Here is a 25,214-nt window from a genome sequence, read left to right on the forward strand (position 1 = left end):
AGACACCGGACGTACATTCAGGGTCAAGCTACTCGAACTCAATCAGGAAAGGATTCTAGATGCCCTCAGTGCATGACGCATCAGTCGCTCGAGACTTGCGCGGCGACGATGCTGTGGCCAGTCGTCGACTTTTCCTGATCTGGCAGAATCCTGACACCCGCAAGTTCGTGAGGGTCGGCGTGCTCAGCGAGCTTGTGGATGGACGCTATGTCTACGAGTACACCGACGGTGCCCACGGTGACGGATTTCACCCCTTGGTTCAGTTTCCTGATCTCGACCGCGTCTACGTCTCCCGAGGTCTCCCCGCGTTCTTTGTCAACAGGCTGATGAACAACCGGCGACCGTCATATCCCGACTACCTGAACGCGATCGGCGTCGACTCCCCGGATCTGGAAACTCCAATGGAGTTGTTGGCTCGAACCGGCGGCCCGCGTTTCACCGACACTTTCCACCTCGTTGACGACTTCACCAGTAATGACGACGGACTTATAGTCACCCGGTTCCTCGCCTCCGGCATACGTCACATCGCAGGATCGGACGATGCGCTCAAGCGTGTTCACCCCGGCGACCGGCTAGAGCTGCGAGCGGAGCGGGAAAACCCCGTCAACCGGCGTGCCCTGCTCGTGTGTGCCGTCTCAGACGAAGCGCTGGGCTACGTGCCAGACTGGCTGCTCGAGGATCTGACCGCACTGCGCGCCCGCTCCGAATCATTCGAGATCTACGCCGAACGCGTCAGCCCCGACGAGCATCCGCACATGCGATTGCTGTGTCGGGTTGAAGCCGAAGCGCACTGAAACCTGACCGCAGATGCCCTCGCCGCGCGTGCCGCGGCCAGGGCTCCCGACGCGGACTGACAGCGTCCCCACCCCACCGACTAACCTCGACCCGGTGACGGCAACGCAGAATCCCGCTTCGGTGTCCACCCGTTCCCGGCTCGTCGACGTCGGGGGACTCGTGACCGCCGTGGTGGTAGGACTGGTGGTCGCCTGGGCCGGACTGCTGATCATCGACAAGGTCGGCTGGCCGGCGTTCAACTCGTCGAATGTCACCCGGGCGTTGACTACGGTCGGTCAGGCCGTTGCCGTCGCGGTCTTGGTCGTCGCGGTGATCGCCTACCGCGTTCGACGCTGGGCCACGGCACAGCAGATCATCTCGGCCTCGGGCATGGCCGGGCTGGTGACCATCACACTCGGCATGCCGCTCGGTGCGACCAAGCTCTACCTCGGCGGTCTGTCGGTCGACCAGCAGTTCCGCACCGAGTACCTCACCCGACTCACCGATTCGCCTCACCTCGCGGACATGACCTACCACGGACTGCCGCCGTACTATCCCGCCGGCTGGTTCTGGCTCGGCGGGCGGTTCGCCGCGTTCGACGGCCTGCCCGGCTGGGAGGCGTTCAAACCGTGGGCCATCATCTCCATCGCGGTGGCCGCCGCATTGGCCACCGTCCTGTGGAACCGGATGATCGGCACCGACCGCGGTGTCGCCGTGTCACTCGCCGTGACCGTCGTAACGCTGATGTACACCGCCCCGGAGCCCTATGGCGCCGTGCTGATCCTGCTCGGCGTCCCAATGCTCGTCGTGTTCGTCAACGCGTTGCGGGGACCCAGATTCGACGCCGGGCCCGTCGCCGCTTTCCGTGCCAGTTCGTGGCCGGCCGTCGTGGCGTCGGGTCTGTTCATCGGACTGTCGGCGACCTTCTACACGCTCTTCACCGGATTGCTCGCCGGCATCGCGATCCTGCTGACGCTGTGGTTCCTCGTCGTGGGATGGCTGGCCGCGTCGAACAAGGCTCTGCCCGACGCCGAGGTGACCGCGCAGCGTCGGGCGATGGCTCTCGGGGTCGTCGGGCGGTTGGTCGTGATGGGTGCGATCGCCGGCCTTGTCGCGCTATTGGCCTGGGCGCCTTACCTTTCCGCGCGAGTGTCGAGCAAACCCGCGAGCGGGGGCACCGCCGAACACTATCTTCCCGAGGCCGGCGCGCTGTTCCCGGTGCCGATGTTCGACTTCTCCCTCGTCGGGCTGCTGACCCTCATCGGCCTGATCTGGGTGCTACTGCGTTTCCGGACCCGCACCATCGCCCTGGCCTTCGCCGCGGCGATCGTCGGCGTCTACGCGGTGACCGCGCTTTCGCTGCTGCTGACTGCCGTCGGCACCACGCTGCTGTCCTTCCGGCTCGGCCCGGTCATCATCGCAATCCTTTCCGCCGCAGGCATTTTCGGTGTCGCCGAGGTGGCCCGTGTGGTGGTCGGCAAGCTCGGCGACGTGCGCTTGGCGGTCGGCGCCCTCGGCGTGCTCGTCGCGATCGCGATGGCGCAGTCGGTCCCCGGCATGCTCAGCTCCGACATCACCACCGCCTACACCGACACCGACGGCACGGGCGTCCGCGCCGACAAGAAGCCGGCCGGCGCCGAATCGTACTTCCCGCAGATCCGCACGCTGATCCACGACCAGACCGGGAAACCGGCCGACCAGACGATCGTTCTCACCGCCGACTACGGCTTCCTCTCCGTCTACCCGTACTGGGGATTCCAGGGTTTGACGTCGCACTACGCGAATCCACTCGCCGAATTCGACAAGCGCGCCAAGACAATTGAGCGCTGGTCGAAGCTCACCACACCCGGGGAGATGGTCGCCGCACTCGACGCCGCGCAGTGGGCGCCGCCGACCGTATTCCTGTTCCGCTACAGCGCCGACGGGTACACGCTGAAGCTGGCCCAGGACGTCTACCCCAACGATCCCAATGTCCGCCGCTACACCGTCACCTACCACAAGCCCGCGTTCGCCGATCCCCGGTTCCAGGTGACCGAGGTGGGGCCGTTCGTCCTCGTCGTCCGAAAGGAACACAAATGAGCAGCGCCCGCCTCTCGTCGCTCCGCTCGCCCCGATACACCATTGCGAGCATCCAATCCGACTCCGGAACAACTCATTTCGTATCAACCGAGGTGTCGAACTGGATCATCTTGCAGCATGGATCCGACCTGGCGCTGATCGACGGCGGCTACCCCGGTCAGGCACGCGACGTCGTCGACTCGATTCGGGAGATCGGCGGGCGCCCCGAGGCCGTCGTCGGCGCGCTGCTGACCCACGCGCACGTCGATCACATCGGTGGGCTCGCGAAACTCGTTGAGCAGTATGACTTTCCGGTCTACGCCGACGACCTCGAAGTGGGCCACGCACGACGCGAGTACCTCCAGCAGGCGACACCCGCCGACGTCGTGCCACTGACCCGGCATGTACGCGGCATTCGCTGGCTGTCGAAGATCATTCCGCTCGGTGCATTGACGAAGGACGGAATCGCTGCGGCACAAGGATTCCCGTCATCGTCGAATCCACCCGCACTCGATCTTCCGGGAAAACCGGTGCCCGTCGCCGCCCACGGTCACACTGACGGGCACAGCGGCTACCTCGTCGCCGACGGCGTGGGCCTGGTCTCCGGCGACGCACTCGTCAGCGCCCACATGACCTCACCGCTGACCGGGCCGCAGTGCCTGTCCAAGCATTTCCAGCACGACGCCGAGGCCAATCGCACTGCGGTGCAATCCTTTACCGCACTCGACGCGCAGATCCTCCTGCCCGGCCACGGACCGCTGCTGCGGACGAGCGTCGCCGACGCCGCGCGAGAAGCATTGGAGCGGTAGCTATTCTCGCGGCCAGCGGTCGACGAGCACTGCCGGGGTCCACTGCGGCCACGCCACGACGCCGACCGGATCACCGTCGGTGAACACCGCGACTACCTGTGGGCCCGATGCACGCGAATTGTCGTAGACGTAGGCATGATTGCTGACTTCGATGGCTTGCCTCGCAATCGGCCACACGCGGTCGTGGCGGTGTCGAATCTTATCCTCGGGCACATCGTGACCGCCTGCACGCACGCGACGCGTCACACGGGCGACGGACAGCTCAACCGGCACCATCACCACGTGCAGGACCACGGTGTACCCCAACTTCCTCGCCTGCACGGCGAGGTCGAGCTTCGACGGATGCGATGCGACAGTTTCAGCGATGAACGATCGCCCGGCGGCGAGTAGTTCTCGCCTTGTCCGGTCTGCGATCTGCGCGGCGTCATACGAGTAACGCGCCTCGTGACCCGGCCAACGTTGTTTGGCTATCACATCAGCATTGACAAATACGGCATCCGAGCGCCGAGGAGCAAGCGTGAGAGCTATGAAGGTCGACTTACCGGCGCCGTTCGGGCCGATGACCAAATCAAGTCGCTTCACTCGTGGACCTAGCGGTCCACAATCGTCGATGTTCCGTCCGGCTTCAACTCGACCAATCGTCCGTCGTCGTTCAGCGATACGGTCGTGATGCCTTCAGCCGCGAGCAATGTCGAGTAGTCGGTGCGCGTCAGATCGTGGGCAATCGCACTCGCCACCTCCGCGTTGTAGACGACACCCTCTTCATCGGTCAGATAGGTCAACGGCAACCTTCCTGCCAACGCCGCTTCGACGCGACTGCGGGCAATCGTGCGCTGCGAGCTCACCTCTCGGCCAATCCGCGTCCAATGCTCCAACTGCTGCCGCGCCGACCTATGTTGCCGCCGCCCCTCTGCTGCGGCACTCTCGATCAGGTCGGCATCAAGCCTGGTCAGACGGTCAGCACCCATGTTTCCACCCCTCTGGTTTCAAATTGTTCTGCAGCTGATACAAAATGTTACACCCGGTGCGTTCTCGTGTCATCCAAGTCGGAGTAACCCAGCTCAGCCGCGCCGCACGTACTCCATCAGGAACTGCAGCGCGTAGTCGTAGCCCGCGACGCCGAGCCCCGCGATGGTCCCGACGGCGATCGGTGACACATAGGAGTGGTGGCGGAACGGCTCACGTTTGGCGACATTGCTGATGTGCACTTCGACGATCGGCACCTCGGGAACCACGAGCGCGTCGGCCAGGGCGACCGAGGTGTGCGTCCAGCCGCCCGGGTTGATGATGATCCCGCTGACATTGCCGCGCGCTTCGTGGATCCAGTCGATCATCTGGCCCTCGTGGTTGGTCTGCGCGGCGCGCAACCCGAATCCGCCGTCGGCGGCCCGACGTTCGGCGGCGTCGACGATCTGCGCCAGCGTCGTCGAACCGTAGACCTCTGGTTGCCGAACGCCCAGGGTGTTGAGGTTGGGGCCGTTGAGCAGGAGGATCGGCAGGGGTTCGGTGCGGGCGTGATTATCGGTCATCCGATCACCTTAAGACAGTCCTTCAGGCGTAACCGATACCATTTCCCCTTGTGCCAGCCCACACCGTAAGACGTGCCAAGCTCGCAGCCATCATCACGGGGTTGCTGGGGTTCTTCATGGCATTGGCTACCCCGTTGATGCCGGTCAACCAGACCACCGCGGAGATCTCCTGGCCGCAGCACGGCGTCATCCGCGGCGTCGAGGCCCCACTTGTCAGCTATGTACCCATCGACCTGACCGCGTCGATTCCCTGCTCAGCGATCACTCAGCTGACGACCGCTCCCGACGCCGCGTCGAAGTCGGTGCTGCTCTCGACGCTGCCCAAGCAGGCCGACAAGTCCGCCGACCGCGGCCTGTTCATCCGCACGACCGGAACCGCCAAGGACGCGCTCGATACCCGCTCGGTCGAGGTGGTCATCCGCAATACCCCGCTGGTGTCGGCGACATTCGCGCAGCTGCGCGCACAGCCGTGTACCCGCATCGACGTGAGCGCGACCGCCGACGAAGTGCGCGCGGAATTCGTCGGCACCAAGAACTCCGACGGGCAACCGCTGACCGGTAGCACCGTCGACCACGTGTCGGAGCATTACGACGCCGACCAGCGCCCGCAGGTCACCGGGCTGTTCACCGACCTGTCCGGACCGGCCGGCGCGGTGGCAGGACTCAAGGCGCACGTCACCATCGACTCCCGCTACAACACTCCGCCGACACTGCTCAAGTGGATCGTGCTGATCGTCGGCGTGATCGCCACGCTGGTCTCGCTCGTCGCACTGGCCGCCCTGGACTCGACCGACAGTCGCCGACATCGACGGATCTTCCCGGCCCGGTGGTGGCGTCTCAATCCCCGCGACTATGTGGTCCTCTCGGCGCTGCTGATCTGGCATTTCATCGGCCCCAACACCTCCGACGACGGCTACCTGCTGACGATGGCGAAAGTCGCCGAGGGCAGCGGGTACACCGCCAACTACTTCCGCTGGTACGGCGCGCCAGAAGCCCCGTTCGGCTGGTACTACCAGGTGTTCGGGTGGCTCTCGCATGTCAGCTTGGCCAGCCCCTGGCTGCGGCTGCCCGCCCTCGCCTGCGGTGTCGTCTGCTGGCTCATCGTCAGCCACGAAGTGCTGCCGCGCCTCGGCCGCGCCGCGGCCCGGTCCTCCGTCGGCTGGACGTCGGCGTTCGTCTTCCTCGCGATGTGGTTCCCGTTCAACAACGGCCTGCGGCCCGAACCCATCATCTGCCTGGGTGCGCTGCTGACCTGGTGCTCGGTCGAGCGCGCCATCGCCACCGGCCGTCTGCTGCCCTTCGCCCTGGCCTGCCTCATCGGCGCGTTCAGTCTTGCCGCCGGCCCGACGGGCCTGCTCGCCGTCGCCGCGCTGGTGGCCGGCGCGCGGCCGATGATCATCGCAACCATCAAGCGCGCCAAGGTGATCGACGCCGCGACACGACCCGACGCCGCGACGACGCATCGCGGCCGCTGGGCGTCGTATCTCGCGCTACTCGCACCGATCCTCGCCGCGGGCACCTTCGTGATCTTCGTGGTCTTCCAGAGCATGACGTTGACGTCGTTCCTGGACGCCTCGGCGATGAAGACCGCGCTCGGCCCGACGCTGCACTGGTACAACGAAATCGACCGCTACTCTTCACTTTTCGCATATTCCGCGGACGGTTCCATCGCCCGACGCTTCGCGGTGCTGGCGATGCTGCTGTCGCTGGTGGTGTCCGGCGCGGTGATGATTCGACGCTCCCGCATCCCCGGCACGGCGCTCGGACCGTCGCGACGCATCGTGGGAATCACGTTCGCGTCCTTGCTCTTCCTCATGTTCACACCGACCAAGTGGACCCACCACTTCGGCGTGTTCGCCGGGCTCGGAGCGGCATTGGCGGCGATCGCCGCGGTGGCCGTCGGCAACGGGGTGCTGCATTCGCGGCGCAACCGCACGATCTTCGCCGCGCTGACGCTGTTCATCGCCGGATTGGCGTTCACCGCGCCCAACTCCTTCTACTACTCGTCGGCGTGGGGAATGCCGTGGGGCGTCGAGCAGGTGACCTTCGGTCTGAAGCTGTCCGACGTTCTGCTGTACGCCTCATTGCTGCTACTCGCGCTGGCGCTGTGGTTCCACCTGCGCGAGCCGTTCGCCGGTCGTGATCCGCGCGACGACGCTGCCAGCACTCCAGCGTCGAAGTCGGAAAAACGCAGGCGCGCACTGCCTTCCACGCTACGGACCGCCCCGCTCGCCTACGTGGCCGCAGCCGTCGTGCTGTTCGAGATGATCACCGCGGTGTTCGCGGGCATTCAGCAGAGCACCTCCTACTCGGTTCCGCGGACCAACCTCGAAGCGTTGACCGGCAAGGAATGCGGCATGGCCGACAAGGTCTACGTCGAATCCGATCCGAGCTCCTACCTGCTGTCGCCGGTCGACAAAACGCTCACCGATCCGCTGTTCGGCCCAAAGGGCACGGCGTCGACATCGGTGGGCTTCACCGCGAACGGCGTTCCGGAGGAGCTCAACGCAACGGCGTCCGCCGGGTCGCTCGGCGTGCTCGCCGGTGCGGCCCAAGCAGATCCGGACGTGTTGAACGCGAACACCGGCGGCACCGGCGGCGGCGAGATCACCAAGCCCGGCATCAACGGATCGGTCGCGCAACTGCCCTTCCTCCTCGATCCGAACCGCACACCGGTGATGGGCAGCTACTCGTCAGGCGATCAGATTCCCGCTCGCCTGACGTCGGGGTGGTATGCGCTGCCCAAGGACTTCCGGTCGCGGCCGCTGCTGACCTTCTCCGTCGCGGGCTGGTTCAACACTCCCGACCTGCAGTTGGAGTACACCACCGACGCCGTCGGGCCGAATGCGCGCGACGCCGAGCTGACCAAGACCGGCACGCTCGATCTGATCGACCCCGGGCCGCGCCCGTCGTGGCGCAACGTCCGGATCATGACCGATCAGATCCCGGCCGACGTGACCGCGGTGCGGATCATGGCCAAGGACGAGAACCTGTCGCAGGACCAGTTCATGGTGGTCACCCCGCCGCGGCTGCCGAAGCTGCGGACTCTGGAGGACGTCGTCGGGCGGACCGATCCGGTGCACATCGACTGGACATCGGGGCTGGTGTTCCCGTGCCAGCGCCCGTTCGACCATCACTACGGCGTCGCCGAGATCCCCAAGTGGCGCATCAAGCCCGGCGCCGACCTCGCCGCGGCCGTATCCGCGTGGCAGGCGGCCGACGGCGGAGGCCCGCTCGGCTGGCTCGAAGTGTCGCAGCAGGCCGACTCGTTGGCGACCTACATGCTCGGCGACCTGGGCCGCGACTGGGGATCGTTGGAGAAGTACACGCCCTACGACGACACCGCCACCGTCGCGACGATCACCTCCGGCACCGCGACGCGCAGCGGATTCTGGGCGCCTGCGCCGATCCGATACTGATGAGGGGATTCACGTGAGCTACGACGTCTGGCTGATTCCGGCGGAGTCCTGCGAAAGTGCCGACGCGGCACGCGAATTCGCGATCGGACAGGACGAAAGCCGGTCGACGCCCACGGCGGTCGCCGAGCGGCTCGCCGCAGACATCTCCGCGGCGAACGCTCCGCTCGACGAAGAGTCCGGGTTCCTGTCCCTGTTCCCGTTGGAGGCGAGCGGCGCGGCCGTCTTCGTGCCATCGCCGTTTCCGCGTATTCAGGTCGCCCGCGATGTGGTTGTGCCGCAGGCATTCTCGGCCGGCTACGGCGTGTACGATCCGCAGCTGCACGTCGTGCTCGATCCCCGCACCGCGGTAGCCGGCACGACCATGACGTCGACCGAGGGCACGTTTCCCACCATCACCCCGGGCCTGATCGAATTCTTCGTCCGCGCAATGCAATCCGACGATTTCGTGATCATCGAGACCGGCGCCGAGCAGTACATGCAGACCAAACGCGTCGACGCCGACGAGTTCCTACTGGAGTATCGCGCCGGTTCAGCCGAGTGCCACTTCGGTACGACGGTCGCGACCGCGGCCGACGTCGCCGAAGCGATGCGCGGCTGGATCGCCGGGAATGACGCAGCGTACCAACGTCATTCGTGGGAGAGGATTGATCTGGGATAACTGGAGGCGGTCAGCTCGCTCTGGCTCGACGCCACACCACCGCGGGATCCCACGACATCCCACGCATCTGTTGTGACACGGATGTCAGCGTGAGGTTCTCGTTATCCAGAACGTCGATGTACCTGATTCGGTCGGTCCCTATCCAATTGGGAAACAGCGACGCAGAGACGACGTGGTGCACCGTGCGACAGTTGTCCTCGATCTGATAGCGGCCGGAGTAGGCGAGGTATCCGCTTGCCGCGGAACTCAACTCGTCCTCGGTGCCGGAATGAACGCCCGGGGCGGCGAACCTCTGCCGATCGGGTGCCATGAGCTGTGCTGACATGTACCCGTCCGCGGTGTACATGATCAGGCCAGTCGCATCCGGTCCGAGCGGATAGTGAACCTCTCCAGTCGACGCGGTCATCGAATATTCGACGAGTTCCCACGCTCCGACGAGGCAGCTTCGAACGCTGTCATCCACAACCATCCCCGTTCGCGCAAACCCTCTGCCGATCTGTTGATAGATCGATCTACCGCAGACTATGGCGTTTCACTCTTCAGGTCAAGGGCCGAGCCAATCCGCCGCGCGACGACGCAAGTGCACGCTTACACGGCGGGTACTCGACCAACCAAGCAGAAGCGAACCAATCACTCAGACGACAGCGGCGACCGCCGCCGGCTCCACCGTGACCTTGATCGCCGTGCCCTCCTTGACCACCGCGAAGGCGTCGAGGACGTCGTCGAGGGGAATATGCCGCGTGATCAGATCCTTGACCGGAACCTGCCCGGTGGAGATGTACTGCAGCGCCCGCTTGTTGTGTTCGGGTGCCGAGCCGTTCGCTCCGTGGATGTGCAGCTGACGATAGTGCACCAGGTTGGAGTCGCAGGTGATGGTCGGATCGGTCTTGGGCAGACCTCCGAAGAAGGAGATCCGGCCGTTGCGGGCGGCCATCGAAATCGCTTGTTCCTGAGCGACATTCGCCGCGGTGGCGGTGATGATGACATCGGCTCCCCGCCCCCCGGTCAGTTCCATCATCTTCGCCACGACGTCGACTTTCGACCCGTCGATGATCTCGTCGGGCGCCACGGCGTCGGCCGACATCTGCAGGCGGCCGGCGTTGACGTCCACCAGGTAGACGGGACCGGCCTTGTGCACACCGCGGGCGATGCGGATGTGCATGCAGCCGATCGGTCCCGCCCCGAACACGACGACGGTGTCGCCCTCTTCGATGCCGAGCAACTCCTGTGCGTTGATGGCGCATGCGAACGGCTCCGCGGCAGAGGCCTCGTCGTAGCCGACGTTGTCGGGGATGCGGTTGAGCCCGTCGACCTTGAGTACCTGCTTGGGCACGATCATGTACTCGGCGAACCCGCCGTCGTACTGGTAGCCGATGGACGTCTGGTTCTGGCACACCGCCATCCAGCCCTTGCGGCACTCGTAACAGTCGCCGCACGGAACGGCGGCGATCACCTGGACGCGGTCACCGATCTGCCAGTTCGCGGCGTAGGTGCTGTTGACGTCGCCACCGACCTCGACGATCTCGCCGGCCACCTCGTGCCCGAGTGTGCGCGGCGGAGTGAGGTTCTGATGCCCGTTGTGGAAGATCTTGACGTCGGTGCCGCAGGTGGAGCAGTTCTTCACGCGGATCTTGACCTCGTCCGGCCCGCAAGTGGGCTCTGGGACGTCTTCCAGTCGGACGTCCTCGGGTGCGTAGAAGCGGAGAGCCTTCATGGGGTGGGTTCCTTTCGGGGTCGGTGTGATTTAGAACTCTAGCGTGCATTCGGGCATAAATCCACCGGTTTCTCTGCCCAATTTTGCCCGATCACTTGCTTTCGTGCCCGTTTGTGTGTGTACTTATTGATGTGACCGCCCTCACGGTCAGGATCAAAACGGAGGTAAACCACATGTCAGAAGCTGACGCCTCAACGACGGCGGCGCAGAGAACCGGCCTGCGGGTACGGGTGCAGAAATTCGGTACCGCGCTGTCGAACATGGTCATGCCCAACATCGGCGCATTCATCGCCTGGGGCCTGCTGACCGCACTGTTCATCGAGTCCGGCTGGTTGACCGGCATCTTCGGCAGCCTCGACGATCCGCACGGCTGGGTCGCCAAGATCGGCGGCTGGGGCGCGTTCGAGAACGGCGGCATCGTCTCGCCGATGATCACCTACCTGCTGCCCATTCTGATCGGCTACACCGGCGGCCGCATGGTCCACGGCAACCGCGGCGCGGTGGTCGGCGCGATCGCCACCGTGGGCGTGATCACCGGCTCCGACGTCCCGATGTTCATGGGCGCCATGATCATGGGCCCGCTCGGCGGCTATCTGATGCGCAAGCTCGACGCCCTGTGGGCCGGCAAGATCAAGCCCGGCTTCGAGATGCTGATCGACAACTTCTCCGCGGGCATCCTCGGCCTGATCCTGGCCGTGCTCGGCTTCTTCGGCGTCGGACCACTGGTCTCCGCATTCACTCGGGCGGCCGGCAACGCCGTCAACTTCCTGGTCAACCACGACCTGCTGCCGTTGACCTCCATCTTCATCGAACCGGCCAAGGTGCTGTTCCTCAACAACGCCATCAACCACGGCGTACTGACGCCGCTGGGCACCGCGCAGGCCGCCGAGACGGGCAAGTCGATCCTGTTCCTGCTAGAGACCAATCCCGGCCCCGGTCTGGGAATCCTGTTGGCGTACACCTTCTTCGGCCAGGGCGCGGCGCGCGCGTCGGCTCCGGGCGCCGCGATCATTCAGTTCTTCGGCGGCATTCACGAGATCTACTTCCCCTACGTTCTGATGAAGCCCCGACTGATCCTGGCCGCCATCCTCGGCGGGATGACCGGCGTGTTCATCAACGTCCTGTTCAATGACGGACTACGCGCCCCGGCGGCTCCCGGCTCGATCATCGCCATCTACGCGCAGACCCCAGGCGACAACTTCGTCGGAATCACCCTGTCGGTGGTCGGCGCGGCCGCGGTGTCGCTCGTCGTCGCAGGGTTCCTGCTGAAGATCGATAAGAGCGACGACGGTGACCTCGCGGCGGCAACCGCCGAGATGGAGGCCATGAAGGGCCGCAAGTCGAGCGTGTCGTCGATGCTGACCGGCGCCGCCCGCGGCCCGATCACCGACATCGTGTTCGCCTGCGACGCCGGAATGGGGTCGTCGGCGATGGGCGCCTCGGTGCTGCGCCGCAAGATTCAGAAGGCGGGCTTCGCCGACGTCACCGTGGTCAACCAGGCCATCTCCAACCTTGCGGACACGCACGATCTGATCGTCACCCACAAGGATCTGACCGAACGGGCACGGCAGTCCACACCGTCGGCCATCCACATTTCCGTCGACGACTTCATGAGCAGCCCACGCTACGACGAGATCGTCGAACTGCTCGGCCAGACGAACACCGCAGCTGACACGAAAGACGTTGTAGTCGAAGAGGATTCGGCGTCGACGCCCACCCCGGCGTCGAACGGCGGGGTGGCCACGGCACCGGCTCCGACGCTGCACGCCCTGGCTCTGGAATCGATCGTCCTGCACGGCACCGCGACCTCACGCGACGGTGCCATCGACGAAGCCGGTCGACTGCTCGTCGACTGCGGTGCGGTCGAAGAGTCCTACGTCGCCGCGATGCATGAGCGGGAGAAGTCGGTCGCGACGTTCATGGGTAACGGCCTGGCCATCCCGCACGGCACCAACGAGGCCAAGGGTGCCATCGTCCGGACCGGGCTGTCGTTCGTCCGCTACGACGACCCCGTCGATTGGAAGGGAAAGTCGGCCGAGTTCGTCATCGGCATCGCCGGGGCGGGCAAAGACCACCTCGCTCTGCTCAACAAGATCGCCAAGGTATTCCTCAAGGCCGACGACGTCGAGCGGTTGCGTTCGGCTCAGACCGCCGAAGAGGTTCGAGACATCCTCACGGGGGCGTGAGGATCTCGACGATCACGGTTGTTGCCCCGGGTAGCGTGAAGTCTCGTGGATTCCGATACCCGCCAACGCCAGATCGTCGAGTTCGCCCGCACGCGCGGGCGGGTGGAGGTCGTCTCGCTCGCCGACGAACTGGACGTCGCGAGCGAGACGATTCGCCGTGATCTGAAAGCACTCGCCACGCGGCGACTCCTCAAGCGGGTACACGGCGGGGCGGTACCGCTGGAGACCGCCGCGTTCGAATCCGGCCTCGAATACCGCAGCCAGGTGGATCTGGCGCAGAAGCACCGCATCGCCGCCGCCGCCGTCGAACAGCTGCATGGTGCCGAGACGATCTACCTCGACGAAGGTTTCACACCCCGCCTGATCGCCGAGCGCGTCGCCGACCTCGACCTCACCATCGTCACCTCGTCGCTGTTGGCGGCCGAGGCGTTGGCCCACAGTTCCACCGTCACCGTGCTGTTGCTCGGCGGCCGGATGCGTGGACGGACGCTGGCCACCGTCGACAGTTGGGCCGTCGAACGGCTCAACAGCCTGGTGATCGACGTCGCCTTCCTCGGCACCAACGCCGTCTCGCTCGATCACGGGCTCACGACGTCGGATCCCGCGGTCGCCGCGGTGAAGGGCACCGCGGTCAAGGTGGCTCAACGCCCCATCCTGGTGGCCGCCCATTCCAAATTCGGACAGACCAACTTCTGCCGCTTCGCCGAACTGCGCGAAATCGAGACCATCATCAGCGGTACCGAACTCGACGCCGCCGACGCCCACCGGTACGAGGCCGCGGGGCCCGCGGTCATCCGGGCATGACTCCTCTCGACATCCACCCCCGCGTGCTGCGTTACTTCCTCGTCGTCGCCGAGGAACTGCACTTTCGTCGCGCGGCGGAGCGCCTCTATATCACCAGTCCTGCACTGAGCCAACAGATTCGGCAGCTTGAGACAACCCTCGGTGCCACCCTGTTTCGCCGCACCTCACGAAGCGTCGAACTCACTGAGTCTGGTGCACAACTGATTCCGTTGGCACGCAGCGTTATTCAGGCGAGCGATACACTGAACCGTTGGGCGGCAACCGATTCTCCACATCGCGCGGTCGTGTGCGTCGGCTTCATGTCGACCGGAGCGGGCGAAGCCACCCAGTCGATTCTGCGTGCCGCAGGCGAGTTGCTCCCGGACGTGGACCTTCAATTGCGCCACGTGGATTGGGGTGAGCAATCGCGCGTTCTCATCGACGGTGTAGTGGATGCCGCATTCCTGCGCGAACCGGTGTCGATGGTCGACTTCCGGTGCACGACAGTGCTGAGCGAGCCACGCGTTGCGATGCTCCCGGCGTCGCACCCACTCAGCGGCCGCAGCACCGTCTCATTCACCGAGATCGCCGACGAGATCTTCTTACCAAGCGCAACCGGCACCACCGAATGGACCGACTACTGGCTCGTCGATCCGCGACCCGACGGTTCGCGCGCCCGGCGCGGGCCGGGGATCTCAACGGTGGAGGAAATGCTCGAACACTGCGCAGCGGGCCGCGGCATCGCGACGACTGCTGCGTCAGTCTCGCAGTTCTACGCACATCCCGGCGTGCGCTTCGTAGTGATCGAGGATCTACCCGACAATCGCGTCTACCTGGCAGTTCGCGCCGACAACGACAGTCCCCCGGTTGCCGCATTCGAAGCTGTCGTGCGGCAGACCCTCGTCGCCCGCCAGAAACATCGATAGGCGTCCCTTACCGGTCGACGTGAGATAGAACCTGGTCCACACGGGCCTCGACGGCGCACAGTGGATTGCGCCACGGATCGCAGACTTCCTCGAACCCAACTGTGGCACACCACTATTCACCCATCTCAAGGAGTCCCGATGACCACCGTGGATGACGCGTGCCCTGTGAACGCTCAACCCCGCAATCCGCTGTTTTGGATGACCAGCCCCGGCAACACCCCGAAGGGTGAACGTCGCGACTTCTACCGCATGGAAGAGACCGGCTGGACCGACTGGCTCATGCCCGGCACCCGGTACAAGCTTCTCTACTGCAACCTCGTCTCCGGCGCTTTCACCATCCTTCTGCAGGTCGACGCCGGAATTCAGGCGACATCGCACTGGCACGTCGGCAACCTGCAGGTCTATATCCTCGACGGTGGCTTCTACTACTACGACGGCACCGTCACGATCGACGGCGAGACGATCGAGGACCGCGGCACGACCGACTCGTTCACCGTCGAGACCGCGGGCACCGTTCATCAGCCCTTCGCCAGCGACACCGGTTGCGTGATGCTTGCGATGTTCGACGGTCCCATCGGCGGCTACACCGACGACGGCCAACTCGCCGTGATGGGTGACGCACGCCTGCACTACTACATGGCCAAAGACAACAACGCCGTCCGCAACACCCAGCTCGTCGACTACAGCTACGGATCGACGGACCTCCAGTGACCAGCGAAAGTTCCATCATGACGACAATGTCCGACCTCGCCGGACTTACTGCCTATGTCACCGGAGGCGGCGGAGGATTTGGGCGAGCGATCAGCCTCGAACTCGTCTCCCGAGGCGCCGCGATCGCCGTCGTCGACCGCGACGAGGCATCCGCGCAGGCAACGGTCGACGCCGCACGCGACGCAGGCGGCAAGGCGGTCCCGGTCATCGCCGACCTGACCGACCTCGAGTCGGTCGGTCGATCGATCGAGGCCACCATCGACATATTCGGCGCCCTCGACATCGCGGTCAACAATGCGGGAATCGGTGGCGAGATGACATCACTGGCCGACTATCCCGTTGACGCCTGGCACCAGGTTATCGACGTGAACCTCAACAGCGTCTTCTACTGTTTACAAGCCGAACTGGCAGCGATGGTCGCAGCCGGCAGGGGTGGGTCGATCATAAATACCGCGTCGATCATGTCGACGGTAGCGATGCCGACGATCGGCGCGTATGTGGCGTCGAAGCATGCCGTTCTCGGGCTTACCCGGGCCGCAGCCGTCGAATATGGGGCGTACGGCATCCGCGTCAACGCAGTCGGGCCGAGCTTCTCCAGAGTCGGTTTCACCGCGGCGAAGATCGACGACGACCGGCAATGGGATGCCATGGCAACGCAGCATCCGCTCGGACGTACCGCCTCGCCCTGTGACGTCGCCGGAACCGTAGCCTTCCTCGCCTCCCCATCGGCACCCTTCACCACCGGACAGTTGCTGCTCGTCGACGGCGGCTACACCGCTCAGTAAGTAAGGACTCACCGCAATGACATATTCACCACGGGTCGCGATCGTGACCGGCGCGGGCGGCGGCATCGGTGCCGCGACCGTACGCGTCCTCGTCGACGCAGGGATGTCGGTCGCCGCCGTCGACCTCGACGAGACGTCGGTGCACGCACTCGCCGCTCAGCTCGGCGATCAGTGTCTGCCGTTCACTGCCGACGTCTCCACACCCGAGGGAGTCGACTCCTATCTCACCGCGACCCTTGCGAAGTTCGGTCGCATCGACTACCTGCACAACAACGCCGGTGTCGAAGGCCGGGCGACCGATCTCACCGACAGCGACCCCGCCGAATTCGCCCGGACTCTCGCCATCAATGCGGGCAGTGTCTACCTCGGTATGCGTGCTGTTCTTCCGCACCTGTACGCGCAGGGCTCCGGCGCGATCGTCAACACTGCAAGTCAGGCCGGTTTGGAGGGAGTTCCCCTGCTGTCGTCGTATGCGGCGAGTAAGCACGCCGTCGTCGGACTGACGCGCAGCGGCGCACGGGAAGCCGGTCCGCGGGGAGTGCGAGTCAACGCCGTAGCACCCGGTCAGATCGCCACGAGGATGATCGAGAGCCTCGAGGAACAGTGGGCGCCCGGTTCGGCCGACCGGGTACATGACCAGTTGGTGTCGCTGATTCCGCTCGGCCGCTACGGCCGAGCGGAGGAAGTCGCCGCGACGGTCCGCTGGCTACTGTCGGACGAAGCGTCGTTCGTCAATGGTGCCGTGTACACCGTTGACGGCGGCACAACCGCGTAGCCACGCAAATCCGAAGTCACGGGCGCGTCGACCTGCCGGAATGCACCCGCCATGCACAGGTGCCATAACATCTACTGGCGTGCCTGTGACCTCCCCCGCTGCCACGCGACTCGTCGCGGTGATCGCCGGAATCGTCGGCGTCATACTCTGCGGCCTCACCCCGTTGCTGCCGGTCAAGGCCACTGACGCATCCTTCAGTTGGCCGAGTACCCAGCGCCTCGGCGCCGCCGACTCGTCGGTGACCGCGCCGCTGATCGCGCAGACCGCCAAGTCGATGCAGATCAGCATTCCCTGCCGGGTACTCGCCGACCTGCCGGCCGGTCCGACCACCGTGCTCGCGACGATGCCCACCAGGGCAGGAGCGTCGGCGTTCATGTTGTCGGTCAAGGCCGAGGGGACCTCGGTCACGGTCACCACCCGCAACGCGGTGCTGGCCACCGCCGCGCGCTCCGCGATCGCCGCCGGCGGCTGCACCGACCTGAAGGTGTGGTCCACCGCCACTGGTATCGGAGCGCAGTTCGCCGGGCTGGGGCCGGCGACCGTCCTCGCGTCGGACAAGCGCCCGCAGATCGACGGCATCTTCAGCGATCTCACCACCCCCCAGGCGAAGGCCGCGTCCGCCGCGGGTCTGCACGCCCGCATCGACATCGACAACCGCTACGCGTCGTCGCCGACGATACTCAAGCTGCTGGTGATGATTCTCGGCGTGCTGGCCGTCGTGGTGTCGCTGGTCGCGCTGTACCTGCTGGACCGGATCGGCGGCTACCACCGCAACGTCGGTCGCACCCGGGCGATGTTGCGGCACAGTCTGATTCCGCGGCCCACCGACATCGCCGTCACCGCGATCCTGGTGCTGTGGGCACTGATCGGGGCGGGCTCCCCCGACGACGGTTACATCCTCAACATGGGCCGCGTCGCCGTCGACGCCGGCTACCTGCCCGACTACTACCGCTTCTTCGGTATCGCCGAGACCCCGTTCGACTGGTACTACAGTTTCCTGTCGCATTGGTCGGCGGTCTCGCCGTCGATCCTGTGGATGCATATCCCGTCGCTCCTGGCCGGCTTGGCATCGTGGTTCGTCCTCACCCGAATCCTCCTGCCCCGCTTGGGTCCCGCCGTGCGGCGCAGCGGCTGGGCGCAGTGGGCCGCGGCGATGACCTTCGTCGCCTTCTGGCTCCCGTTCTGCAGCGGACTGCGCTCGGAGGGCATCATCGTGGCGGGATCACTGCTCACCTGGTGGGCCGTCGAGCAGGCGATCGCCACCCGGCGCCTGCTCCCCGCGGCGCTCGCGGCGCTGGCCGCGGGCTTCACCTTCGCGCTTGCCCCGCACGGCGTCATCGGCATGGCCATCCTGTTGGTTGCGGCCCGTCCCATGCTTCGGATTCTGCTTCGCCGCCGCCGCGAGGTCGGCCTGCTGCCCCTGCTGGCGCCTCTGGCCGCGGCCGGCATGCTCGTCGTGATCGTCGTGTTCCGCGATCAGACCTTGGCGACCGTCGCCGAAGCGATCAAGATCCGCTACCAGGTCGGCCCGAAGATCCCGTGGTACCAGGAGTATCTGCGGTACTACTTCATCTCGGTGACCACGCCCGACGGTGGACTCCCCCGTCGAGTTCCGGTGCTGCTGCTCTTCACGGCGGTCTTTGTGACGGTGGCAGTCATCTTGCGGCGCACCAGGATTCGCGGCGTCGACAACGGTCCCACCTGGCGTCTCATCGGCGCCGTCGGCGTCACTCTGATCCTGCTCGCCTTCACTCCGACCAAGTGGACCATCCAGTTCGGCATCTTCGCGGGGCTGGCCGCGGCGGCCGCCGCCACCGCGACTCTGGCGATCGCGCAGACGGCGGCGAGTTCCACGCGGAACCTGACAGTATTGATCTCCGGCCTGTTCTTCGCGCTCGCCGCGGCGATGGCGGGCAAGAATGCCTGGCCGTACGGTTACAACCTCGGCATCGCCTGGTTCGACCGCGCGCCGGTGATCGCCGGCATCCCCATCTCCGGGCTGTTCCTCGTTCTCGCCGTCGTCACCGCCGGATTGGCCGCCTGGCAGCACCTGCGCCAGGACTACGTCTCCAACCGCGGGCTCGCACACGGCGGCGTCGTCGACGACGCTGCCGCACAGCAGGATTCGGCCGAGGCCAAGGCTGATCGACGCCGGCTCGCGCTGGCGTCGTCGCCGCTGGCGGTGATCGCCGCGGTCATGGTGCTCGCCGAAGTGCTGGTCTTCGCCAAAGCCGCCGTCACCCGCTACCCCACCGTCACCGTGTTCAGTGAGAACGTGAACACGTTGCGCGGCAAGCCCTGCGCCCTGGCCGATCAGGTGCTGGCCGAGCCCGACGCCAACGCCGGAATGCTCGAACCGGCTGGCGGCCAGTCCGCGTCGCAGGCGCTCGCCGGCGCCGATAACGGTTCGATCGGCTTCTCCCCCAATGGAATTCCCGACGATCTCCATCCGGATCCGGGCAGCGCGCGCCCCGGCCAGATGAACGTCGCGGGCAGCGTCGCCAAACCCTTCGTCGTCAGCGGTGCGCCGAGTGCCGGGACCACCGGTGGTCGGGGCCCGACGACGGTCAACGGATCGCATATGGCGCTGCCGTTCGGACTCGACCCGAAAACGACGCCGGTGCTCGGCAGCTACGCCTACAACGGTCCCGCCCAGCTGACCACCGACTGGTACCGCTTGCCCGACCGTTCCGCGTCGCCGCTGCTGGTGATCAGCGCGGCCGGTTCGATATCGACCGTCGACGCCGAGGGCGCCCGGGTCTTCGGGCAGCCGGTGCTCCTGCAGTTCGGCCGCCCCGGCCCGGCTGGCACGTTCGAGCCGATGGGCCCGGGTGTACTGCCCATCGACCCCGGCCCGGTCATCCCCAACATGCCGTGGCGCAACCTGCGGATTCCGATGACCGCGGTACCGCCGGCCGCGACGGTGGCCCGAATCCTGGTGGTGGACAACAACTTGGGGCCCAAGCAGTTCGTCGTGGTCACCCCACCGCGCGCTCCTGAGTTGGTCACCTTGCAGAAACTCGTCGGGTCGCAGGCACCGGCGCTGATCGACTTCACGGTCGCCGCACACTTCCCCTGTCAGCGGCCGATGGCGATCACCCACGGCGTCGCACAGATCCCGCGATGGCGGATCCTCGGTGACTATGTCACGACCAACTCGCAGTCGAAGACCTGGCAGGCCGCCTCCGACGGCGGGCTGCTGGGCGTGTCGGAATCGACGACGTCCGCGTCGACGGTGCCGACGTACCTGTCCGGCGACTGGCATCAGGACTGGGGCGCCCTCGAACGGCTCACGCCGCTGGCACCCGACGCGGTGCCCGCGAAAATTCAGACCGCACAACGCAATCAATGGGGCTGGTCGCGGACCGGTTCGATCAGGGTGGAGCCGGACTCGCAATGACGACTAGTGTATCCGGTTCGACCGGCACGACGACCCGGCGCGCCGCGCTCATCGCGCCGCTGACCGCACACGACTATCGCGGCGCCAAGTGGACGGCGGTGGTGTGCGGTGTGCTCGGCATCCTGATCGCCGTGCTGAGTCCGCTCCTGCCCGTCGACCGCCCGACGGCGCAGTTGAACTGGCCACAGGGTCACGGCGTCAACGACGTTGCGGCACCGATGGTTTCATTTGTACCGGTGACCATGAACGTCTCGGTGCCCTGTGCGCTCGCCAAGGACCTTCCGAAAACCGGCGGCGTGTTGCTGTCCACCATTCCGGCCGATGGCCTGCAGGCGAGCGCTCGCGGGCTGTTCATCCGAGCGACCGACGACTCGATTGTGGTCACCGACCGCGATGTGGTGATCCTGTCCACCAAACGCACTGTGGCGCAGAACAACCCCGCCTGCCGCGTGGTGTTCGTCGCGGACGGCAAGGGAGTCCACGCCCGCATCGACGGCGTCGACGCGCAGTCCGCGCCGGGCAGCGTACTGACCTTCAATCTCCCCGACCCCGACATGCGCCCGCAGATCGTCGGCGTCTACTCCGACCTTCCGGCGTCGGCGAATACCGAACATCTCGCGCTGCGGGCCGACATCGACAACCGCTTCTCCACGACACCGTCGGCGCTGAAATTCTGGGCGATCGTCTTCGGCATCGTGATGACCATCGTCTCACTCATCGCGCTGGGCGTGCTGGACTCGCGCGACGGCCGGGGTCACAAACGGATTCTGCCGATCGGCTGGTGGCGGATCCGGCCGATCGACGTCCTGGTGTTCGCCATCCTCGCCTTCTGGTGGATCGCCGGCGCCAACACCTCCGACGACGGCTACAACTTCACCGTCGGTCGCATCACCCGCAACGCCGGGTACGCGGACAACTACTTCCGCTACTTCGGTGTGCCGCAGGACCCGTTCGGCTGGCATTTCCAGGTGATCTCGGCGATGAGCGAGGTGAGTCTGTCCGCTCCGTGGATGCGACTGCCCGCCTTCGCTCTCGGCCTGCTGGGCTGGTGGCTGATCAGCCGTGAAGTGATCCCGCGTCTGGGCCGAACGGTCCGCAACAGCACTCCGGCGCTGTGGTCGGCCGGGTTCGTGTTCCTGGCGATCTGGTTGCCGTACAACAACGGTCTGCGTCCCGAGCCGGCCGAGGCCGTCGGCGCACTGCTCACCTGGTGTTGCGTCGAGCGCGCCATCGCCACCCGGCGGCTGCTCCCGTACGCGGTCGCGGCGCTAACCGCGGCGTTCACGTTGGCGTTGGCCCCCGGTGGGCTGATGGCGGCGGCGGCGCTACTGGCCGGCTTGCGTCCGATCGTGAAAACCCTCGTGTCGCGGCGTAAGCGGGACGGTCTGCTGCCCATGCTGGCGCCGATCGTCGCCGCCGGGTTCGCCGTGCTCTACGAGATCGGCGCCGATCAGAGCCTGATGCCGCTCGTCGACGCTTACAAGGTCGCCTCCGGGGTGGGGCCGACACTCGCCTGGTGGGAGGAGCCGGTCCGGTACTACTACCTGATCCTGCCGACCGCCGACGGCACGTTGGCCCGCCGCTTCGGCATTCTCACGATGATTCTGTGTCTGTTCGTCGTGATGTTCCGGTTGTTGCGCAAAGAACACCCGAATGCCATTGCCCGAGCACCGATTTGGCGTCTGATCGCGGTGACGTTGGGCACCATGTTCTTCATCTCGTTCACCCCGACCAAGTGGACGCATCACTTCGGTGTGTACGCGGGCATCGCCGGCGGTCTGGCGGCCGCTGCGGGCGCGATGATGTCGCCGATCATTCTGCGCTCTCGACGCAATCGGATGTTCTTCGCGTCGGCGATGCTGACGGTGACGGCGATCTCCTTCGCCGGCCCCAACGGATGGTGGTTCGTCGCGAGCTACGGTATCCCATGGTGGGATCGAGCGCCCGCCGTCGGCGGCGTTCAGTTCTCGTGGATCTTCTTGGCGCTGGCGGTGCTTGCGGCCGCGGCCGGGCTCTGGTTCCATTTCCGCGACGACTACGTCGACGAACAGACCCGTAGCCGCGGATCGTCGACGATCGCCCGGCTGAAGTTCGCGCCGCTGCCGGTGCTGTCGGTGTTCGTAGTGCTCTTCATGGTCGCGTCGTTCGCGAAAGCGGCCTACGTGCAGCGCGACAGTTGGTCGTGGTTGAAGTCCAATTCCCGTGCGCTGCAGGGCAATGACTGCGCACTGGCAAACGAGGTGATGGTCGACGCCGATCCGAACGCCTCGATGCTCAGACCTGCGCGCGTGGGCGGGGTGACACCGTCGCTCGCCGCGAATCTTGCGGGCACGGCGTCGACCGGCTTCAGCCCCGACGGTGTCCCCGCGGGCACCTCCGTCGACGCGACGCTGTCGAGCAGTTCGACCTCGGACGACTCGTCGTCGAGCACCACGTCGACCGACACCAGCGCCACGACCGATGATTCCACTGCCACCCAACAGAATTCGTCCGCCGCGGAGACCCCCGGCACCCACGGGAAGAAGGGTGTCAACGGTTCGACGGCGAAGCTGCCATTCGGCCTGGATCCGGCCACCACCCCGGTACTCGGGTCGAACGCATCGCCGAGCGGTACCGGGTCGCTGACGTCGGGCTGGTACCAGTTACCTTCTCCCACATCGAAACTCGATCCCGACGCCCCTCTGCTGACCGTCGCCGCCGCGGGCACGATCGCGGGAACCAACAGTGTCGGCACGTCGCATTCGGGCCAGCAGGTGGACGTGCAGTTCGGTCGACACAACGCCGACGGCACGGTGACCGCGTTGGGTCGGCTGAGTCCGTACGACATCGTGGACGACGTCACCTGGCGCGACCTGCGATACCCGCTCGCCAAGGCGCCGAAGGGCGCCGACGTGGTGCGGATCGTCGCGACGGACACCAGCGGCGCCCCGGCACAGTGGGTTGCGGTGACACCGCCGCGGGTAGCCACCCTGCGCACCCTGAATGACGTTGTGGGACAGACTGATCCGGTGTTCATCGACTGGCTGCCGGGCTTCGTGTTCCCTTGCCAGCAGCCGATGGCGGTGCGCAACGGTGTACTCGAGGTACCCAGGTGGCGCATCCTGCCCGACGCCCAGGCGACCGAGAAGAACAGCCAGACGTGGATGGCGGGCAAATCCGGTGGGCCCCTGGGCATCACCGAAGCGATGCTGGTTCCGACGATCGTCCCGACCTACCTGCGCAACAACTGGGACCGCGATTGGGGTGGGCTGCAACGCTACACCGAGATCGCTCCGGCACCCCCGGCGGAATTGACGCTGGGCACCACGCGGGAGTCGGGGCTGTGGGACCTGGGACCGATGCGCTCGATCGGCTACTGAGACATCACGAGCGCGCGGGCGTACGGTTAGCCCATGCGTCTGAGCACCTGCATCCTACCCGTCTTCGACGCCGCCGAGACTCGGACTCGGTGGCGTGAAGCCGAGCAACTCGGCTTCACGAGCGCCTACACCTACGACCATCAGTCCTGGCGAATGTTCCGTGACAAGCCTTGGTACGACGCACTTTTGACACTTTCGCTAGGGGCGTCGGTGACTACCGGCCTGCGGCTGGGCACGCTGGTCACCACACCCAACTTCCGGCATCCGGTGACACTGGCCAAGGATCTGATCACCCTCGACGCGATCAGCGACGGCCGCATCACACTAGGACTCGGGGCGGGCACGGCGTCGTTCGACGCCGACGTACTCGGCGACCCGCCGCTCACGCCCCGGCGTCGGCAGGACCGCCTCGAAGAGTTCACTCGTGACCTCGACCAGCTGCTGACCAACGACGCCGTCTCCTTCGCCGGCGAGTGGTACACCGCCGTCGAGGCCCGCACCATCCCCGGATGCGTTCAGCGCCCGCGTATTCCGTTCGCGATCGCCGGAGGCGGACCCCGTGGAATGCGGCTCGCCGCCGAACTCGGCCAGGCCTGGGTATGCGACCTGTCGATCTTCGACGCCGGCGACGACGTCCCCGCAGAACTACTGAATCAGCTTGAGCGACTGGGTAATACGTTGCGCGACGCGGGACGGGCACCGGAAAGCCTGGAGCGCATCCTATTGGTGGGCCTCGACGCTCCCGCGTTCAGCCACGACGTCGACGCACTGATCGGTGCCGCGGGCGAGTACGCCGCGGCGGGGTTCACCGAGATCGTGATTCACGCGCCGATCCACGACGTCGGGCTGGGCACCCGACCGTCGGTCTACGCCCAGGCGGATCGGATCGCGCGCGAGATCGCGGAGCTCTAGCGTCTCGTGTCGCGTATTAGTTCGCGGTAGCGATGCAGAGGCGGATGAGGGTTGTGTGGCTGCTGCAGTTGGGGTTTGTCATGTCAGAGCACCCTGCTTCGTCCCATCCTGCTGGTTGAGCGAGGCGAAGCCGAGTCGAAACCACTGCGACGCTGCGGGTTGCGTCATTGCCCGGCCGGTGGGGTTTCGACTCGCTCCGCTCGCTCAACCTGGTTTCACCGGTCCGGACACTCCATCTGCTGGTTGAGCCGCGAGGAGCGCTAGCGACGAGCGTGTCGAAACCCCTGTACCACAATGCATTTGATGGTAGCGCACTTGTCGAACTGTGATGGAATCGAACATCGAAGCGTGTGCACCCGAAGGGTGCACACGCTTCACTTGCCGGGTGAAAGTCGCCGATATTGGCGCGCATCATC

At 65.8% G+C, this 25,214-nt stretch carries 19 protein-coding genes; 14 read left to right on the plus strand and 5 right to left on the minus strand.

Features of this window, described 5'->3' with window-relative positions; genetic code table 11:
* Window positions 1–95 precede the first annotated feature (95 nt).
* The 3 genes from HH308_RS17210 to HH308_RS17220 all read left to right on the plus strand — a co-directional run bounded on the left by HH308_RS17210 (window position 96) and on the right by HH308_RS17220 (window position 3,641).
* Window positions 96–794 carry an HIRAN domain-containing protein gene (locus HH308_RS17210; RefSeq protein WP_170195462.1) on the plus strand — a complete coding sequence of 233 codons (699 nt, stop codon included), beginning with the start codon at window positions 96–98 and terminating at the stop codon, window positions 792–794.
* Between the two features lie 94 nt (window positions 795–888).
* On the plus strand, window positions 889–2,853 hold the full coding sequence (locus HH308_RS17215; protein ID WP_376767229.1) for an arabinofuranosyltransferase: 1,965 nt from the start codon (window positions 889–891) through the stop codon (window positions 2,851–2,853).
* Window positions 2,850–3,641: an MBL fold metallo-hydrolase gene (locus HH308_RS17220; RefSeq protein ID WP_170195464.1), complete on the plus strand. Its 792-nt coding sequence runs from the start codon at window positions 2,850–2,852 to the stop codon at window positions 3,639–3,641. The genes HH308_RS17215 and HH308_RS17220 overlap by 4 nt, the downstream gene beginning before the upstream one ends.
* Here HH308_RS17220 and HH308_RS17225 read toward each other — a convergent pair whose 3' ends face one another.
* The 3 genes from HH308_RS17225 to aroQ all read right to left on the minus strand — a co-directional run bounded on the left by HH308_RS17225 (window position 3,642) and on the right by aroQ (window position 5,170).
* Window positions 3,642–4,223, minus strand: coding sequence for an ATPase (locus HH308_RS17225; RefSeq protein WP_170195465.1), 582 nt, complete (start codon window positions 4,221–4,223; stop codon window positions 3,642–3,644).
* Between the two features lie 8 nt (window positions 4,224–4,231).
* Window positions 4,232–4,609, minus strand: coding sequence for a TA system antitoxin ParD family protein (locus HH308_RS17230; RefSeq protein WP_170195466.1), 378 nt, complete (start codon window positions 4,607–4,609; stop codon window positions 4,232–4,234).
* A gap of 93 nt (window positions 4,610–4,702) precedes the next feature.
* On the minus strand, window positions 4,703–5,170 hold the full coding sequence (gene aroQ / locus HH308_RS17235) for a type II 3-dehydroquinate dehydratase (protein WP_170195467.1): 468 nt from the start codon (window positions 5,168–5,170) through the stop codon (window positions 4,703–4,705).
* Window positions 5,171–5,220: 50 nt separating this feature from the next.
* On the opposite strand from aroQ, the gene HH308_RS17240 reads away from it, so the two are divergent.
* Together HH308_RS17240 and HH308_RS17245 are read left to right on the plus strand one after the other, a co-directional pair.
* A complete protein-coding gene (locus tag HH308_RS17240) occupies window positions 5,221–8,589 on the plus strand; it encodes an arabinosyltransferase domain-containing protein (RefSeq protein WP_312870666.1) in 3,369 nt (1,122 codons plus the stop codon).
* Between the two features lie 13 nt (window positions 8,590–8,602).
* Window positions 8,603–9,247, plus strand: a complete 645-nt coding sequence (locus tag HH308_RS17245; RefSeq protein ID WP_170195468.1) for a hypothetical protein — start codon at window positions 8,603–8,605, stop codon at window positions 9,245–9,247.
* Between the two features lie 10 nt (window positions 9,248–9,257).
* On the opposite strand, the gene HH308_RS17250 is transcribed toward HH308_RS17245, so the two are convergent.
* Window positions 9,258–9,716 carry a lipocalin-like domain-containing protein gene (locus tag HH308_RS17250; protein WP_170195469.1) on the minus strand — a complete coding sequence of 153 codons (459 nt, stop codon included), beginning with the start codon at window positions 9,714–9,716 and terminating at the stop codon, window positions 9,258–9,260.
* 165 nt (window positions 9,717–9,881) lie between these two features.
* Entirely contained in the window at window positions 9,882–10,961 is a 1,080-nt protein-coding gene (locus HH308_RS17255) for a zinc-dependent dehydrogenase (protein WP_170195470.1), read from the minus strand.
* 173 nt (window positions 10,962–11,134) lie between these two features.
* Here HH308_RS17255 and HH308_RS17260 point away from each other — a divergent pair, with 173 nt between their 5' ends.
* From HH308_RS17260 to HH308_RS17300, 9 genes are all read left to right on the plus strand, one after another.
* Window positions 11,135–13,147, plus strand: a complete 2,013-nt coding sequence (locus tag HH308_RS17260) for a PTS mannitol transporter subunit IICBA (protein ID WP_170195471.1) — start codon at window positions 11,135–11,137, stop codon at window positions 13,145–13,147.
* A gap of 45 nt (window positions 13,148–13,192) precedes the next feature.
* The gene (locus tag HH308_RS17265) at window positions 13,193–13,951 is read left to right on the plus strand and encodes a DeoR/GlpR family DNA-binding transcription regulator (protein ID WP_170195472.1); all 759 of its coding nucleotides are present in this window, start codon (window positions 13,193–13,195) and stop codon (window positions 13,949–13,951) included.
* Window positions 13,948–14,856, plus strand: a complete 909-nt coding sequence (locus HH308_RS17270) for a LysR family transcriptional regulator (RefSeq protein ID WP_170195473.1) — start codon at window positions 13,948–13,950, stop codon at window positions 14,854–14,856. Before HH308_RS17265 ends, HH308_RS17270 begins: the two co-directional genes overlap by 4 nt.
* Window positions 14,857–14,994: 138 nt before the next feature.
* Complete coding sequence (locus HH308_RS17275; protein ID WP_170195474.1) at window positions 14,995–15,567, plus strand: cupin domain-containing protein; 573 nt, start codon at window positions 14,995–14,997, stop codon at window positions 15,565–15,567.
* Between the two features lie 17 nt (window positions 15,568–15,584).
* Entirely contained in the window at window positions 15,585–16,352 is a 768-nt protein-coding gene (locus HH308_RS17280; RefSeq protein WP_170195475.1) for an SDR family NAD(P)-dependent oxidoreductase, read from the plus strand.
* A gap of 16 nt (window positions 16,353–16,368) precedes the next feature.
* Entirely contained in the window at window positions 16,369–17,127 is a 759-nt protein-coding gene (locus HH308_RS17285) for an SDR family NAD(P)-dependent oxidoreductase (protein WP_170195476.1), read from the plus strand.
* A gap of 40 nt (window positions 17,128–17,167) precedes the next feature.
* Window positions 17,168–20,527 (plus strand): arabinosyltransferase domain-containing protein, encoded by a 3,360-nt coding sequence (locus HH308_RS17290; protein ID WP_170195477.1) that lies wholly within the window; start codon window positions 17,168–17,170, stop codon window positions 20,525–20,527.
* On the plus strand, window positions 20,524–23,886 hold the full coding sequence (locus HH308_RS17295) for an arabinosyltransferase domain-containing protein (protein WP_170195478.1): 3,363 nt from the start codon (window positions 20,524–20,526) through the stop codon (window positions 23,884–23,886). The genes HH308_RS17290 and HH308_RS17295 overlap by 4 nt, the downstream gene beginning before the upstream one ends.
* Window positions 23,887–23,919: 33 nt before the next feature.
* Window positions 23,920–24,798, plus strand: coding sequence for an LLM class flavin-dependent oxidoreductase (locus HH308_RS17300; protein ID WP_170195479.1), 879 nt, complete (start codon window positions 23,920–23,922; stop codon window positions 24,796–24,798).
* The last annotated feature ends 416 nt before the right edge of the window (window positions 24,799–25,214 follow it).

The sequence above is a fragment of the Gordonia asplenii genome (genome assembly GCF_012933505.1).
Taxonomy (GTDB): domain Bacteria; phylum Actinomycetota; class Actinomycetes; order Mycobacteriales; family Mycobacteriaceae; genus Gordonia; species Gordonia asplenii.